This window comes from Janthinobacterium sp. PSPC3-1, from assembly GCF_049896105.1.
GTDB lineage: Bacteria > Pseudomonadota > Gammaproteobacteria > Burkholderiales > Burkholderiaceae_D > Janthinobacterium.
This window is the reverse complement of record NZ_JAFCTQ010000021.1, coordinates 86,215-102,898: the sequence shown is the minus strand read 5'-3', so window position 1 is coordinate 102,898 and position 16,684 is coordinate 86,215. Positions and strand designations below refer to the sequence as shown.

General features: G+C 63.7%; 4 protein-coding genes. 1 reads left to right on the top strand and 3 read right to left on the bottom strand.

The annotated features are described in order from the left end of the window. Positions 1–57 precede the first annotated feature (57 nt). Positions 58–1,368 carry an ABC transporter substrate-binding protein gene (locus ACP7B7_RS20540; RefSeq protein WP_426077896.1) on the bottom strand — a complete coding sequence of 437 codons (1,311 nt, stop codon included), beginning with the start codon at positions 1,366–1,368 and terminating at the stop codon, positions 58–60. Between the two features lie 313 nt (positions 1,369–1,681). Here ACP7B7_RS20540 and ACP7B7_RS20535 point away from each other — a divergent pair, with 313 nt between their 5' ends. Next, positions 1,682–2,971: a maltoporin gene (locus ACP7B7_RS20535; protein WP_426077895.1), complete on the top strand. Its 1,290-nt coding sequence runs from the start codon at positions 1,682–1,684 to the stop codon at positions 2,969–2,971. 55 nt (positions 2,972–3,026) lie between these two features. Here ACP7B7_RS20535 and ACP7B7_RS20530 read toward each other — a convergent pair whose 3' ends face one another. Beyond that, complete coding sequence (locus tag ACP7B7_RS20530) at positions 3,027–3,857, bottom strand: sulfotransferase family protein (protein ID WP_308922175.1); 831 nt, start codon at positions 3,855–3,857, stop codon at positions 3,027–3,029. Positions 3,858–3,990: 133 nt separating this feature from the next. Further along, on the bottom strand, positions 3,991–16,665 hold the full coding sequence (locus ACP7B7_RS20525; protein ID WP_426077894.1) for a YDG domain-containing protein: 12,675 nt from the start codon (positions 16,663–16,665) through the stop codon (positions 3,991–3,993). Between the last annotated feature and the right edge of the window lie 19 nt (positions 16,666–16,684).

Below are 16,684 nucleotides of genomic sequence, written 5' to 3'. Positions count from 1 at the left end.
GCGCCAGAGCTATCACCTCGCCTGTTTTACAAAGCAAACTACAAGACCAGGACGGTCTTATTTGTAGTAGCCGCCCTTGCGCATCTCACGCTCGGCTGTCTGCTGCGACAGTTCCAGCGCCTGGTCCACCGTGACCTTGCCCAGCAGGGCGGCAGCCATCTGCTGGCCGGCCGCCACGCCGATCACCTGGAATTCGGGGATCGAGGCGAATTGCACGCCCACGTAAGGCGATGGCAGCAAGGTGCTTTGCACGTTGCGGGTGGTGGTCAGGGCCTTGCCTTCGGCGGCGGCAAATTTCGCCACTTTCTGGAACTCCGGATTGGCATAGGTGGATTTGCGCGTGCCGGTCGGCACGTTGGCCCAGCTGGTTTCCTTGGCGACCAGCTTGATGTAGTCAGGCGAGGTGGCCCAGTTGATGAAGCGCTGCGCTTCATTCACATGCTTGGTGCTTGCCGGAATTGCCAGCGACCAGATCCACAGCCAGTTGGCGCCGCGTTCGGTAGTGCCGACCGGCGACTGGGCAAACGCCACCTTGTCGGCGACCTTGCTCTGTTTCGGGTCGGTAATGAACGACGCGGCGATGGTGGCGTCGATCCAGATGCCGCACTTGCCCTGGTTGAACAGCGCCAGGTTTTCATTGAAGCTGTTGGCGGCGGCGCCCGGCGGACCGTATTTTTTCATCAGGTCGACATACATGGTGACCGCGTCTTTCCATGGCTTGCTGGTAAATTGCGGCTTCCATTTCATGTCGAACAGCTGGCCGCCGAACGAATTGGCCATGGTGGTGATCAGGGCCATGTTGTCGCCCCAGCCCGGTTTGCCGCGCAGGCAGATGCCATACACGCCGTTGGCCGGATCGTGGATCTTGGCGGCCACGTCGCGCAACTGGTTCCAGCTTGGACGGTCTTCGATCGTCATGCCGGCTTTTTTCACCAGGTCGCTGCGGTACATGATCATCGAGCTTTCGCCGTAGAACGGCGACGCGTACAGCTTGCCGTCGCCGGACAGGCCTTCGCGGATCGATGGCAGCAGGTCGTCGATGTCGTATTTGGCGTCAGGCTTGATCGGGATCAGCCAGTTTTTCTTGCCCCAGATCGGCGTTTCATACAGGCCGATGGTCATCACGTCGAACTGGCCGCCCTTGGTGGCGATATCGGTCGTCATGCGCTGGCGCAGGATGCCCTCTTCCAGGGTCACCCATTTCAGTTTGATATCGGGATTGGCCTGCTCGAAGAACTTGCTGAGCTTTTGCATTTCGATCATGTGACCGTTGTTGACGGTAGCGATGACGAGGTCGGTGGCGGCAGCGGCGGACGTGCTGATGGCGAAGGCGCCGGCGCACAGCGCGGCAATGGCGATACGTTTCATGTTTGTCTCCAGTGTTTTTTGTCGTTGGTCATGCCAGGAAATCGACTGCATTGGCACCACGACCACAATGTATCACCGTACTTTGATACTTTCTGATACTCCGAAACCGCAATTCAATACTCTTTTGCAGCTTGTCAATGCGCGAGAGTATCGACATTTTCAAAAAACAACACTTTGAAAGAAAGTATCAACACTTGTAGCTTTTGTATCAGGGTCGCAAAAAAAGCGCTGCTAGACTTTGTTTGCGGCATGAGACCGCGCAACGTACCGGGGACACCCCTGTCGCGTTCAACATAGTGACCTTGGAGACAGCATGAATCGCACTGCAATGAAATCCCTGCCGGCCGCCCTGACCCTCGCCCTGCTGGCCATCGCCAGCGGCTCGGCCATGGCCGACCCGATGTACCCATCCGATTCCGAAGGCTTCCACGGCTACCTGCGCGCTGGCGCCGGCAGCAACACTTCCAGTGACGGCGGCTCACAAGGCTGCTTCGGCCTGGGTGGCAACACCATGAAATATCGTCTGGGCAATGAGTGCGACGCCTATACCGAATTCGGCTACACCAAAGCCATCGCCAAATCCGGCGACGTGACCTACATGGCCACCGTCTGGGTCAACGCCTACGCACCGAACTCCGATTTCGGCGACAACAAGGTCGGCATCGTCAAAGCCTACGTCGAAGCACAGGGACTTGACTTCCTGAACGGCGGCACGGCCTGGGTCGGCAAACGTTTCTACTACCGTCCTGACATCCACATGCTGGATCTGCAGTACATCAACATGAACGGTACCGGCGCCGGCCTGGACCGCATTCCAGTGGGCCCGGGTAAATTCTCGTACGCCTTCTTCAAGGACAACGACATCAACGCCCGCACCGTGACCGGCGCGATCGCCGGCACCCGTTCGGCCGTGCGCCAGAACTTCATCTACGGTGAAATTCCTGTCAACACCAACGGTACCCTGGACATCGCCGCGACCATCATCACGGCCGAAGGCAAGGACACCGATATCTACGGCCCGAAACACAACGGCTGGCAGCTGTCGGCATTCCACCGTCAAGGTAAAGTCTTCGGCGGCGGCAATACCTTCGGCGTGCAGTACGGCACCGGTCCTGGTATCGGCGGCGACGGCAACGGCCAGTTCGGCGCCTCGGGCAACACCGGCTACGGTTCGGACCGCAAGCGTACCCGCGTGTTCAATGACATGGCCATCCAGCCGATGGAAAACTTCGGCATGGAACTGGTCGCCCTGTGGCAAAAAGACGAGTCGAACGCCACCGGTTCCTCGACCTGGACTTCGGTCGGCGTGCGTCCTGTGTACGCATTCACCAACAACTTCAAGCTGATTGGCGAACTGGGCACGGACCGCGTGACGCAATCGGGTGGCCCGGCCAAGCGCCTGACCAAGCTGACCATCGCTCCGGCGATTTCGGCAGGTCCTGGCCTGTGGTCGCGTCCTGAACTGCGCGCTTTTGTCACCTACGGCAAATGGAACGATGCGGCCACCGCGTCGGTCAACGCGTCGAACAACGGCGGCCCGATCTACAACAACAACAACACCAGCGGCACCTCGTACGGCTTCCAGGTTGAAGCCTGGTTCTAAGCGCTGGCTGATATAAAAAGGCGGAACTTCGGTTCCGCCTTTTTTTTGCCTGGTGTCAGCCCTTTGCGGCGACGCGCGGATAATACATCTCGTAAAACCAGCCGTAGGCGCTCTCGATCTGCTGCTGGATGCGCGGCGGTATCGCATGCGGCTGCGGCGCACGGATGCTGGCAAATTGCCGGTGCGTATATTTCATGCGGTAGTGACTGTCGCTTTCGCGCAAGCCCACGCGCAGATTGTCCGGATCGATCTGGAACGGCGCCAGACCCAGCCAGGCATACAGATGCGACATGCATTCGCCTGGCCGCGCCATCAAATCCTCGAAACGCACCACATACAGTTTTTGCTGCACCGCCAAAGGCAAGTCCAGCACCGCCTGCAGGGCGTTCAAGGGGGAGCCGATGGTGCGGTCCTTGGCGAACAGCATGTCGGCCCGGCCCAGCCGGTCGTAGTCGCCCAGGTGATCGATAAAGTCGAGCAGGATGGTGCGCTGGTGCTGGGCTTCGACCGAACCATACACCTGCCCCAGTTCACGCACGCAGACGATCAGCTTCGCTTCCGGCGCCAGCTGCAACAGCATTTCCACCGCGTGCAGCCAGGCGCGGTTCTTGTCGACCACGGCCAGCTTGCCGCAATCCTGGTACCAGCCCCGCAGAAAGCCTTGCATCGCCGTCTTCAGGTGGGCATAACTGGCGTCGAAAGCGGTATCGAGCTGGGACAGGAAAAACGGATCGTCGCTGATCGTGCGCCGCATGTTCTGCAGGGCACTGCATACGGGGGAACTGTTGCCTTCGCTGTGGACGTCCGGATGCTGCGCCAGCAACTGGCACATCAGGGTGGAACCCGCACGCGGCAAGCCGCTCACGCCGATAAAATTGGGGGTCATTGCATTCCTGTCAGATTGAAGATGTCCATGGGCTGATTATAGATGGCCGGCAGATGGCGGGACGGCAAAAAAAATGCCGCTTCGCATGGTTCGCGAAGCGGCACTTCAACCGGCAAGCCCGGCTAGCCCATGCTTACTGGCTTTCGATGCTGGTGCTGCCAGTCTCCACCGGCAAGCGCAGGCCCGTATCGATCACATTCAGGCGCAAGCCCGGCAACACATTGCTGTTCACCGAGGCCGTCGTCTGCACCACCGGCGCGCTGCCCTGCTGCTGCGGCTGGCTGCCCTCCACCGCCACTTGCACCGCGTCCTCCTTGCTGGCGACGGTTTCCCCTTTCGCCACCACCTCGGCCTGCACCATATTGCCTTGCGATGGCGCCACATTGACCGCCGCGATCACGCTGGCCACCGCGCTTTGCAGCGCTTCGGTCGGATTGACCGTCAGCACGCCCGGCGTGTAGGTCAGCGCATAGTTGGTCGATGCCTGGCCGGCCGCCGACACCACATAGCTGCCCGATGGCGAGCCGGTGGTGGCTGGCGTGGTGAAGGCCAGATTGCCGCTGACCTCGTTCGCCAGTGTATCGCCACCCAGCAAGCCCGTGTAGCTGGCCGTGAAGGCAGGATTGGCGCGGCCCTGGTCTTTCTCGGCGTTGTCCACCTTGACCCCCAGCGCCGCCTGCGTGATGCTGGCCGTGGTGGTCGCCGTCGTGTTGACAATATAGTTGCCCGCATCCGCGCCGCCGAGCGCAATGCCGTTCACCGTCACCGTCTTGTTGGCGCCGGCGTTCTTGTCGGCAAAGCTGGCGCCGCTGTTGCTGATGGTCAGCACGTCGCCGGCGATACGGTTGTCGCCCAGGGTCACGCTGGCGTTGGTGGTGGTGTCATACACGCGCGATGCGGCTCCCGTGGCGCGCACCAGCAGGCTGGCCGGCGTGATGCTGGCCGTCAAGCCGGTCGGATTGCTGACCGTATAGTTGCTGGCCAGGCCGGTGCTGGTATCGACCAGGGTCGTGCCGGTCACCGTCACCGCCTTGGCGGTGGCCGCGTTCTTGTCGGCAAACGTCGCCGTCTGGCCCGCCAGGCCCAGGCTTTCGCCCGCCACCAGGCCCGCCAGCACGCCGCCGGACAATTGCGCCGCCGTCGTGCCGTCATACACCTTGTTGGTGGCCAATTGACCGGCCACCGTCAGGGTTTTCGGCGTGATGCTGGCCGTCAGGCCGGTCGGATTGCTGACCGTATAGTTGCTGGCCAGGCCGGTGCTAGTGTCGACCAGGGTCGTGCCCGTCACCGTGACGGCCTTGGCGGTGCCGGCGTTCTTGTCGGCAAACGTTGCGTTCTGGCCACCGATCACCAGGGTTTCACCAGCGACCAGGCCGCTCAAGGTGCCGCCAGACAGGCTGGCTTGCGCCGTGCCGTCATAGACTTTATTGCCAGCCAGCTGGCCCGTCACCGTCAGGGCCTTGGCCGTAATGCTGGCCGTCAAGCCGGTCGGGTTGCTGACCGTATAGTTGCTGGCCAGGCCGTTGGCGGTATCGAGCAGGGTTGTGCCAGTGACCGTCACGGTCTTGCCATTGGCCGCGTTCTTGTCGCTGAAGACGGCGTTCTGGCCGCCAAAGCCCAGCGTTTCACCGGCCACCAGCCCGCTCAAGGCGCCGCCGGACAGGCTGGCTTGCGCATTGCCGTCATAGACTTTATTGCCCGCCAGTTGGCCCGTGACCGTCAAAGCCTTGGCCGTGATGCTGGCCGTCAAGCCGGTCGGGTTGCTGACCGTATAGTTGCTGGCCAGGCCGGTGGCGGTATCGACCAGGGTGGTGCCGGTGACCGTCACCGCTTTGCCATTGGCCGCGTTCTTGTCGCTGAACACGGCGGTCTGGCCGCCGAAGGCCAGCGTCTCGCCCGCCACCAGGCCGCTCAAGGCGCCGCCGGACAGGCTGGCTTGCGTATTGCCGTCATAGACTTTATTGCCAGCCAGTTGGCCGGTCACCGTCAGGGCCTTGGCCGTGATGCTGGCCGTCAGGCCGGTCGGGTTGCTGACCGTATAGTTGCTGGCCAGGCCGGTGGCGGTATCGACCAGGGTCGTGCCCGTCACCGTCACGGCCTTGGCGGTGCCGGCATTCTTGTCGGCAAACGTCGCGTTCTGGCCACCGATCACCAGGGTCTCGCCAGCGACCAGGCCACTCAGGGTGCCACCGGACAATTGCGCCGCGGTATTGCCGTCATAGACTTTATTGCCCGCCAGTTGGCCGGTCACCGTCAAGGCCTTGGCCGTAATGCTGGCCGTCAAGCCGGTCGGGTTGCTGACCGAGTAGTTCGATGCCAGGCCCGTGGCGGTATCGACCAGGGTCGTGCCGGTGACCGTCACGGTCTTGCCATTGGCCGCGTTCTTGTCGCTGAACACGGCGTTTTGACCACCAAAGCCCAGCGTTTCACCGGCAATCAGGCCGTTCAAGGCGCCGCCGGACAGGCTGGCGACCGTATTGCCGTCGTAGACTTTATTGCCCGCCAGTTGACCCGTCACCGTCAGCGCCTTGGCCGTAATGCTGGCCGTCAGGCCAGTCGGGTTGCTGACCGAGTAGTTCGATGCCAGGCCCGTGGCGGTATCGACCAGGGTCGTGCCGGTCACCGTCACCGTCTTGCCATTGGCCGCGTTCTTGTCGCTGAAGACGGCGCTCTGGCCGCCAAAGCCCAGGGTTTCACCGGCCACCAGCCCGCTCAAGGCGCCGCCGGACAGGCTGGCTTGCGCATTGCCGTCATAGACCTTGTTGCCGGCCAACTGGCCCGTCACCGTCAAGGCCTTGGCCGTAATGCTGGCCGTCAAGCCGGTCGGGTTGCTGACCGAGTAGTTCGATGCCAGGCCCGTGGAGGTATCGACCAGGGTCGTGCCGGTGACCGTCACGGTTTTGCCATTGGCCGCGTTCTTGTCGCTGAACTCGGCAGTTTGACCTGCAATGCCTAATGTCTCACCGTCCACCAGGCCGCTCAGCGCGCCGCCGGACAGGCTGGCAACGGTATTGCCGTCATAGACCTTGTTGCCCGCCAGTTGGCCCGTCACCGTCAGCGCCTTGGCCGTAATGTCAGCCTTGGCGGTGGCCGTGGTGCTGTCGAGCGTGTAGTTACCCGCGTCCACGCCACCGAGCACGATGCCGCTGATATTGACGGTCTTGCCGGCCGCCGCGTTTTTGTCGCTGAAGGCGCCACTGGCCGAGGCATTCAAGCTGTCGCCCGTGACCAGGCCGCCGAATGTCGCGCTGCCGGTATCGAGCGCCGCAGCGGTGCCGCCATCGTAGACCTTGTTGCCTGCGGTAATACCACCGACCGTCAGCTGTTTCTGCGCGATATCGGCTTTGACGCCGGTCGCATTGCCGACCGTGTAGTTGCTGGCCAGGCCCGCCGTGGCGCCCGAGCCCGCATTGCCCAGGGTGGCGCCGCTGACCGTCACATCCTTGCCTATGCCGGCATTCTTGTCACTGAACACGCCACTCTGGCCAGACAGGCTCAGGGTTTCCGTGCCGACCAGGCCATTCAAGGTACCACCCGACAACGAGGCCGCCCGCGTGCCATCGTAGGTCTTGTTGCCTGCCGTCACGCCGCTCACCGTCAGCGCCTTGGGCGTGATGGCCGCCGTCAGGCCGGTCGGATTGTTCAGCACATAGTTGCCGGCCAGACCGCTGCCATCGTTGAGAGCAACCGTCACGGCCTTGCCGGCCGCCGCGTTCTTATCGGCAAATGCCGCCGACAAGGCCAGGGTTTCGCCGTCCACCAGGCCATTCAGGGCGCCGCCCGCCAGCGCTGCCACCGTGTTGCCGTCATAGATCTTGTCGAGCGCTGTGGCACCGCTGACCGTCACTGCTTTCTGTGCGATATCGGCTTTGACGCCGGTCGCATTGTCGACCTTGTAATTGCTGGCCAGGCCAGCCGTGGCGCCAGAACCCGCATTGCCCAAGGTGGCGCCGTTGACCGTCACATCCTTGCCGATGCCCACATTCTTGTCACTGAACACGCCACTCTGGCCGGACAGGCTCAAGGTTTCCGTGCCCACCAGGCCATTCAACACGCCACCGGTCAACGTCGCCTTGTCGTTACCGTCATAGGTCTTGTTGCCTGCCGTGACACCCGTTATCGTCAACACTTTTTGGCTGATGCTGGCGCTCAGGCCGGCACTGCTGGCGACGATATAGTTACTGGCCAGTCCGCCATTGGCACCATCGCTCAGGGTACCGCCGGTGATACTCACGTCCTTGCCGCTGCCTGCATTCTGGTCGGCAAACTTGCCGGCCAGGCTAGCCAGGCCGACCGTTTCATCCTTGACAAAGCCAGACAGGGTACCGCCCGTAAAACTGGCGCCCACCGTACCATCATAGATTTTGTCGAGTGCCGTTACGTTACCGACCGCCAGTTCTTTCTGCGCAATGTTGGCCTTCATATCCATCGGCACGCTGACGGAATAATTGCTGGCCAATCCAGTACCGTTGGTCAATTCCAGGGTTTGCACGCGCACGTCTTTGCCCAAGCCGGCGTTCTTGTCGGTAAATACGCCGGTCTTGCCGGTGATGGTGATGGTTTCGTCATTCACCAGACCCTGCAAGGTACCACCCGACAAGACCGCATCGAACGTTCCGTCGTACACCTTGCCGCTGGCGCTCATGCCGCTGATCGTCAGCGCTTTTTGCGTGATATTGGCTGCCACGTTGCCCGGATTACTGACCGTGTAATTACTGACCGTGTAATTACTGGCCAGGCCGTTGGCGCCATCGGCCAACTGCGCGCCGCTGACTGTCACCACGATATTATTGCCGGCATTTTGAGTGGCAAAACTGCCGCTCAGGCCCGACAGCGTCAGGCTTTCGCCCGTCACGACGCCACTCAGGCTGCCGCCACTCAGGGCAGCGGCCTTGGTGCCATCGTAGTCGCGGCTGGCCGCCGTCACACCCGTCACCGTCAGGGCTTTCGGCGTGATATTGGCAAGCAGGCCGGTCGGGTTGCTGATCGTGTAGTTGGCGGCCAGGCCGCCGTTGACGCCGTTGACCAGGGACGCGCCGGTGGCCGTCGCCGTCTTGCCGGTGCCGGCGTTCTTGTCGTCAAACGTCGCCGACAAGCCGGTCACGCCGATGTTTTCCGAACCGACCAGGCCGACGACCGAGCCGCCCGCCAGGGTGGCCTTGGTGGTGCCGTCATAGACTTTGTTGATCACCGACATGCCGCTGATCGTCAGTGCCTTCGGCGTGATGGTGCCGGTGCCGGTCGCCGTGCTGCTGGCCAGCAGGTAGTTGCCCGCATCGGTGCCGCCCAGGGTCAGGAAGGAGATGGTGACCGCCTTGCCGGTGCCCGCGTTCTTGTCGCTGAACGAGGCCTTGGTGGCGCCGATCGCCAGGCTGTCACCGCTGAGCATGCCGTTGAAGGTGGCCGTGGCCGAGCCGAAGGTGACAGCGGTGCCGCCATCGTAGGCCTTGCTGTCGGCCACCACATTGGTCACCGAGCTGATGGTGGCCTGGTTGATATTGGCCGTCACGCCGGTCGGGTTGCTGACCGTGTAGTTGCTGGCCAGACCAGTGCCGTCGGCCAGCGTCGCACCACTGATGGTGACCGCCTTGGCGGTGCCGGCGTTCTTGTTGACAAACGTACCGCTCAGGCCGGACAGGCTCAGCGTTTCGCCGCCGACCAGGCCGCTCAGGGTGCCGCCGGTGACGGTGGCCTTGGTGGTGGCGTCATACACCTTGTTGGCGGCCACCAGGCCGCTGACCGTCAGGGCTTTTTGCGCGATGCTGGCCGTCAGGCCCGTGACAGGGCCGACCGAGTAGTTGCTGGCCAGGCCGCCGTTGGTGCCGTTGGACAAGGTGCCGCCGGTGACGCTGACGGCCTTGCCGCTGCCGGCATTCTTGTCGGCGAACGCGCCGGTGAGGCTGGCCAGGTTGACTGTTTCACCGCCGACAAAGCCGCTGCTGTCGAGCGTGCCGCCCGTCAAACCGGCGGCGACACTGCCGTCATAGGTTTTGTCGGCCGCCAGCGCGCCGGTGACCGTCAGGGCCTTCTGCGTAATGGTGCCGGTGACGCCGGTCGGATTGCTGACCGTGTAATTGCTGGCCAGGCCCGTGCCGTCGGCAATGCCGACGCCCGTGACCGTCACCGCCTTGCCCGTGCCCGCGTTCTTGTCGGCGTACGCGCCGGTGCCGCCCGACACCACCAGCGTTTCACCGCTGACCAGGCCGCTCAGGCTGCCACCCGACAGCGTGGCCGCCAGGGTGCCGTCATAAGCGCGCGTGGTGGCCGTCACGCCCGTCACCGTCAACGCTTTCGGCGTGATATTGGCAAGCAGGCCGGTCGGATTGCTGATCGTGTAGTTGGCCGCCAGGCCGCCGTTGACGCCGTCGACCAGGGTGGCGCCGGTGGCCGTCGCCGTCTTGCCGGTACCGGCGTTCTTGTCGTCAAACGTCGCCGACAAGCCCGTCACGCCGATGTTTTCCGAACCGACTAGGCCGACGACCGAGCCGCCCGCCAGGGTGGCCTTGGTGGTGCCGTCATAGACTTTGTTGGTTACCGACATGCCGCTGATCGTCAGCGCCTTCGGCGTGATGGTGCCGGTACCGGTCGCGGTGCTGCTGGCCAGCAGGTAGTTGCCCGCATCGGTACCGCCCAGGGTCAGGAAGGAGATGGTAACCGCCTTGCCAGTGCCCGCGTTCTTGTCGCTGAACGAGGCCTTGGTGGCGCCGATCGCCAGGCTGTCGCCGCTGAGCATGCCGTTGAAGGTGGCCGTGGCCGAGCCGAAGGTGACACTGGTGCCGCCATCGTAGACCTTGCTGTCGGCCACCACATTGGTGACCGAGCTGATGGTGGCCTGGTTGATATTGGCCGTCACGCCGGTCGGGTTGCTGACCGTGTAGTTGCTGGCCAGGCCAGTGCCGTCGGCCAGCGTCGCGCCGCTGATGGTGACCGCCTTGGCGGTGCCGGCGTTCTTGTTGACAAATGTACCGCTCAGGCCGGACAGGCCCAGGGTTTCCCCGCCGACCAGGCCACTCAGGGTGCCACCGGTGACGGTGGCCTTGGTGGTGGCGTCATACACCTTGTTGGCGGCCACCAGGCCGCTGACTGTCAAGGCTTTGGGCGTGATGTCGCCCGTCACGCCGGTCGGATTGCTGACCGAATAATTGCTGGCCAGGCCAGTGCCATCGACCAGCGTGGTGCCGGTGACCGTCACGGCCTTGCCGGTGCCGGCGTTCTTGTCGGCAAATACACCGGTCAGGCCGGACACGCTCAGGCTTTCGCCGCCCACCAGGCCGTTCAACGTGCCGCCCGTCAGGCTGGCCTTGGTATTGCCGTCATACACCTTGGCGCTGGCCAAGACGCCGCTCAGCGTCAGCGCCTTGGGCGTGATGCTGGCGAGCAGGCCCGTCACCGCGCCGACCGTGTAGTTGCTGGCCAGGCCAGTGCCGTCGGACAGCGCGCCGCCGGTGACCGTCACGGTCTTGCCGCTACCCACATTCTTGTCGCCGAATACGCCGGAGAGGCTGGACAGACCCAGCGTTTCCGAGCCGACCAGGCCGGACAGGGTGCCGCCGTTGACGGTGGCCGCCGTGCCGCCATCGTAGACCTTGTCGGCCGCCGTCACGCCGCCCACCGTCAGCGCTTTTTGCGTGATATTGCCGGTCACGCCGGTGGCATTGCTGACCGTATAGTTGCTGGCCAGGCCGCTGCCATCGGACAGCGTGGCGCCGCTGACCGTCACGGCCTTGCCATTGCCCGCATTCTGATCGACAAACACGCCCGTCTGGCCGGACAGGCCCAGCGTTTCGCCGCCGACCAGGCCGTTCAACGTGCCGCCCGACACCGTCGCGCTTGTGTTGCCGTCATAGGTTTTGCTGCCAACGGTGACGCCGGTGACCGTCAGCGCTTTTTGCGTGATATCGGCCGACAGGCCCGTGATGCTGCCGACCGTATAGTTGCTGGCCAGGCCGCCGTTGCTGCCGTTGCTCAAGGTGCCGCCGGTGACCGTCACGGCCTTGCCGGTGCCGGCATTCTTGTTGCCGAAGCTGCCCGCCAGCGCGCCCAGGCTGACCGTTTCCGTACCGACCATGCCGCTCAGGGCGCCGCCGCTGATGGTGGCCGCCGTAGTGCCGTCATAGACCTTGTTGCCAGCCGTCGCGCCGGTCACCGTCAGGACTTTGGGGGTGATGCTGGCCGTCACGCCAAAACTGGCGACCGTATAGTTCGAGGCCAGGCCGCCGAAGTTGCCGTTGCTCAGGGTCGTGGTGACCGTGACGACCTTGCCATTGGCGACGTTCTTGTCGGAAAATACACCGCTGTTGACCGCGGTCAGCGTTTCCTTGTCGACCAGGCCACTGAGGGTGCCGCCGCCGAGGATGGCGCTTGTGAGGCCGTCATAGACTTTATCACCCGCCGTCACGCCGCCCACGGTCAGGACCTTGGGCGTGACCGTGCCCGTGATGCCGGTCGGTGCGGCGAGCGTGTAATTGCTGGCCAGGCCGGTGTCGTTGCCCAGCGCGCCAAGCGTGACGGTCACCGCCTTGCCGGTGCCGGCATTCGCGTTGTCGTAGGTACCGCTGGACGCGCCGAGCGTCAGCGTTTCGCTGCCGACCAGGCCGCTCAGCGTGCCGCCCGTCAGGCTGGCCAGCAAGCTGCCATCGTAGGCCCGGCTGGTGACGGCCAAGCCGGACAGGGAAAGCGCTTTCGGCGTGATCGTGCCGGTCAGGCCTGCTCCGCTGCCCGTGATCGTGTAATTGCCGCCGGCGGTGCCGCTACCGACCAGCGTCACGGTCTTGCCGGTGCCAGCGTTACTGGTGTCAAAGTTGCCGCCGGTGGCCGTGACCTTGCCTTTGTCCACCGTCAGGATGCCGCTCAGGGTACCGCCCTGGATAGTGGCCGTGGTGGTGCCGTCATACGCGCGATCCTGGACCACCGCGCCGGTCAGCGTCGCGGCCCGCTTGTTAATGGTCAGCGTCGCCGCGCTGCTGTTGATGGCATAGCCGCGCTGGCCCGAATACAGGCCGCCGGCCGTAATGGCGTAGGTGCCGGCGTTGACGGCGGTGCCCGCGGCGCCATAGTTCAGGGTGCCTTGCAGCGCCGCATAGACCACCGAGTTTGAACTGGTCACGCCCGGCGCCGTCCAGCCGGTGGTGGTGGCGTTATAGGTTTTGCTGGCGTTCGCGGCAAACGTCACCTGCAGCGGCGTCATGAAGGCGCGCAGCAAGGGATAGGTATTGGTGTCGTAGACGATCCACGTGCTGGTCAGATCCCAGCCCGCGCCGGTGTAGACGGACAGCAATTTCATTTGCGCGGTGCTCAAGCCGGTGCCGATGCCGCTGGCATTGGCGTTGGTCGCCAGGTTGCTGGTGGTGGTATCCCAGAAATTGCCGCTGGCGGTGCCGTTGTTGGAGCCCGTCACACCACCCAGGGTAATGCCGCCGGTGACAGTGCCGCTGGCATAGTTGTTGGTCAGCGTGCCGTTGTTCGTGCCGACCAGGCCGCCGAGAGTGCCGGTGCCGGTGACGGCGCCGCTGGCGTAGCTGTTGGTGACGGTACCTCCCGTGAGGTTCGAGCCGACCAGGCCGCCGACCTGGGTGCCGCCCGTCACGCTGGCGGTGCTGTAGCTGCCGCTGACGCGACCCAGATTGCTGCCGACCAGGGCGCCGGTGGCATCCATGCCGGTAATGCTGCCGCCTTCCAGGCCGACATTGCGCACGATCGCGGTGCTGGACGTGGCGCCGAACAGGCCGGCGGAATTCGTGCCGGGACGGTTGATGACCAGGCCGGAAATGACATGGCCGGTGCCGTCGAAGGTGCCGGTAAACGGGGTGCTGGTGCTGGCGCCGACCGGTACAAAGGTGGCGCCGTTCCACACATCGCCGGTGGTGCCGGTGCTGGCGGCGTTGATATCCTGCTTTAGCGTGTAGTTGCCGGCCAGGTTCATCGCCATCAGCTGCAACTGGTGCGAGGAGTAGATATTGGTGCTGTACTCGGCCGACAGCATCGGCCCGGTGGCGCCGGTCTTGTTGCCCGCGCCGTTGAGCGTGCCGTCGGTATTGACCATCACCCAGTTGTTGCCGGTTGCGCCAGCCTTGGTCGTGAAATTGAAGCCCTCGAAATTCGATCCGGTCTGCATTTCTGACGACGTCAGTCCCCTGGTCACCGAGACTGTCCCGCCGATGGTATTGGTGCCGACCTCCGCGATGGCCGGATTCACGGTCGTATTGTAAAAGCCGTTGGCGAGCGTACCCGTAGTCGCGCTGATCAAGCCGACCACGCCGCCCATCGTGCCGGTGGCGCCAGATTTCAGGCTCACTGTGCCGGACGAATACACCCTGGCGACATTGCCCGCTACGCCGAGCAAGCCGACCACCCCGCCCACCCCGCTATTGGTGCCCACCGTCGAGCCGCTGGCGCCTATCACTGCGCCGGTCGCGTAACTGTCGGAGAGCACGCCCTTGTTGGCGCCGATCAGGCCACCGGTGGCGGTGTTGGCCGAAGAGGCGACACCCAGGCCCTGGGCGGTAACGGTACCGGTGGAATAACTGTTGCTGGTCACGGAAGCGGCGAACCCGCTACCGTTGGTATACGTCTGCGACACCAGCCCCCCCACAAAGGCGCCGCCGGAGACGGCGCCGGTATTGTAGCTGTTGGTAATGACGCCGCCGGCCCGATTGTGGACAACCAGTCCACCGACATCGTTTCTGCCTGTTATCACGCCTGAATTGAAACTGTTGCTGATACTGCCCTTGTTGTTGCCGACCAGCCCGCCTGTTGCGATCAGGCCGGTTACGCTGCCGCTGTTATAACTGTTGGTGATATTGCTGGTGGCTTCGGCCTCGCCCACCAGGCCACCCAGCCAGCCACCAGTATTACTGGTTCCGGTCAGGGACACTGCGGCATTATTGTAGCTGTCGGTAATGGTGCCTTGATTGAGTGCCACCAGGCCACCGGTATGTGTCCTTTCTATGCCCGATACCGTGCCGCTGCCGACAAACGCGTTGCTGATGATGCCGCTATTGATACCCACCAGGGCCGCCGTCTGGCCATATGCGCCGCTGGCGATATTGCCGGTAATGGCAACGTTCGCCAAGCCGACGTTGCGCACGCTGGCCGTGGAGCTGGTCGCGCCGAACAGCGCGGCAAGGCCGCCCGCCGTGGTATTGGTAATGCTCAGACCATGGATGGTATGGCCCAGGCCGTCGAACTGGCCGGTGAATGGCGTGGCGGCGGAGCCGATCGGCGCAAAGCCGTTGGCGCCCCAGATTCCCGTGTTCGCCGTGATGCTGGCATCGATATTCGCGCCCAGCACGATATTTTCGCCGAGTACGTTACGCAAGCCTTGCAGATCGGTGCCGGTCATGCTGCCGGCGGCGCCCAGGCTGTTGACCACCGTATACACCGTCGTCGCGCCATCGATGCCCAGCAAGGTGCTGAAGTTCTTGCCGGACGGCAGGTCGATCTCGGCCTTCACGTTATAGGTCGCCAGGTTGCCGGCAGCCGGCGCGCTCTGGCCATAGCGCAGCGCCAGGGTGGCCGTGCCCGAACCGCGCAGCGGCGCATTGATATTGATATTATTGTGCGCCGTCAGCTTGAGCTGGTTGGCCGACCACAAAATCGTGTCGTTGACATTGATATTGCCCAGGCCTGTGTCACTGGCGACCGTCTCGATATGCACGTCGGTGGTCTTCAGCGCATTCGTGTAGAACGCGCCGGTCTGGTCGCCGCCGGAAGCGGCAATCGTGAAGTCGGTCGGATCGATCAGCCAGGTGCCGGTCAGGCCCTTGCCTGCCACCGCCGAGGTGCTGATCTTCAGCGCATCGGCCATCTTGACCTTGGCGGCCGAGGTTTCGATAAAGCCGCCATTGCCGCCGTCCGGCGCGCTGGCGTCCAGCGTGCCGGCCGCGTTGACGGTGCCGGTCTGCATATCGCCCAGCAATTTGATGCTGCCGCCGCGCGTGTCGATGGTGTGCGCCTCGATCACGCCGGTGTTGTTGACCACGGTTCTCAAGAGATCGCCGGCGGCCTGGGCCGTGAGCAGCACGCTGCCGCCATCGGCCTGGATCAGGCCGCCATTTTGCACCAGCGCGCCCACCGCCCCCTGGTCCACCGCCACGTTCAGCAAACCATCGCCGGCCACGTCCAGCGTGATGGCGCGGCCCGCCGCCAGCGCCACCGAACCCAAGCGGGCATTGATCGTGCCCTCGTTCGACACATTCGCGCCCAGCAAGGCCACATAGCCGCCCGGCGCGCTGATCGACCCCTGGTTCAGCACACGGCCAGCACCATTGCCGGAAAATTTGTAATTGCCCGCCATGAAGTCGGCGTTATTGATATCGAGCGTGGAGGCCACCAGGCCGGCCGTATTCACGGACGCGCCCTGGCCAAACAGGATGCCGTTCGGGTTGACGATAAACACCTTGCCGTTGGCCGACAGGTTGCCCAGAATCGTGGTGCCATCATTGCCCAGCACCCGGTTCAAGGCCACCGCATGGCTGTTCGGCTGCACGAACTGTACCGACTCGCCCTGGTTGATATTGAAGTTGGCCCAGTTGATCACCGCATTCTGGCTGCCCTGCTTGATCACCGTCGAGCCCGGCGCGCCGGTAATGTTCGCCTGGCCCGCCACCACCGTGCCACCCGTCGGCCCCGCCAGCGCCAGACTGCCGTAGCCCAGCATCAGCGCCGCCGCCATGCTGGTCAAGGCCAAATGCGCGCCGCCGCCGGCACTGCCGGGCATCGAGCGCTTCCCGGCCGATTTGACGTTTTCGGAAACAGCTGCGTAGGCGCCAGTGGCCTGGTTCCAGATGGAGCGGTAGATGCGATTCATGGCGGGTCCTGAAGTGTGA

Coding starts and splice junctions, on each gene's coding strand:
- ACP7B7_RS20525 (WP_426077894.1), bottom strand. CDS start 16,665: ATGAATCGCATCTACCGCTCCATCTGGAACCAGGCCACTGGCGCCTAC.
- ACP7B7_RS20530 (WP_308922175.1), bottom strand. CDS start 3,857: ATGACCCCCAATTTTATCGGCGTGAGCGGCTTGCCGCGTGCGGGTTCC.
- ACP7B7_RS20540 (WP_426077896.1), bottom strand. CDS start 1,368: ATGAAACGTATCGCCATTGCCGCGCTGTGCGCCGGCGCCTTCGCCATC.
- ACP7B7_RS20535 (WP_426077895.1), top strand. CDS start 1,682: ATGAATCGCACTGCAATGAAATCCCTGCCGGCCGCCCTGACCCTCGCC.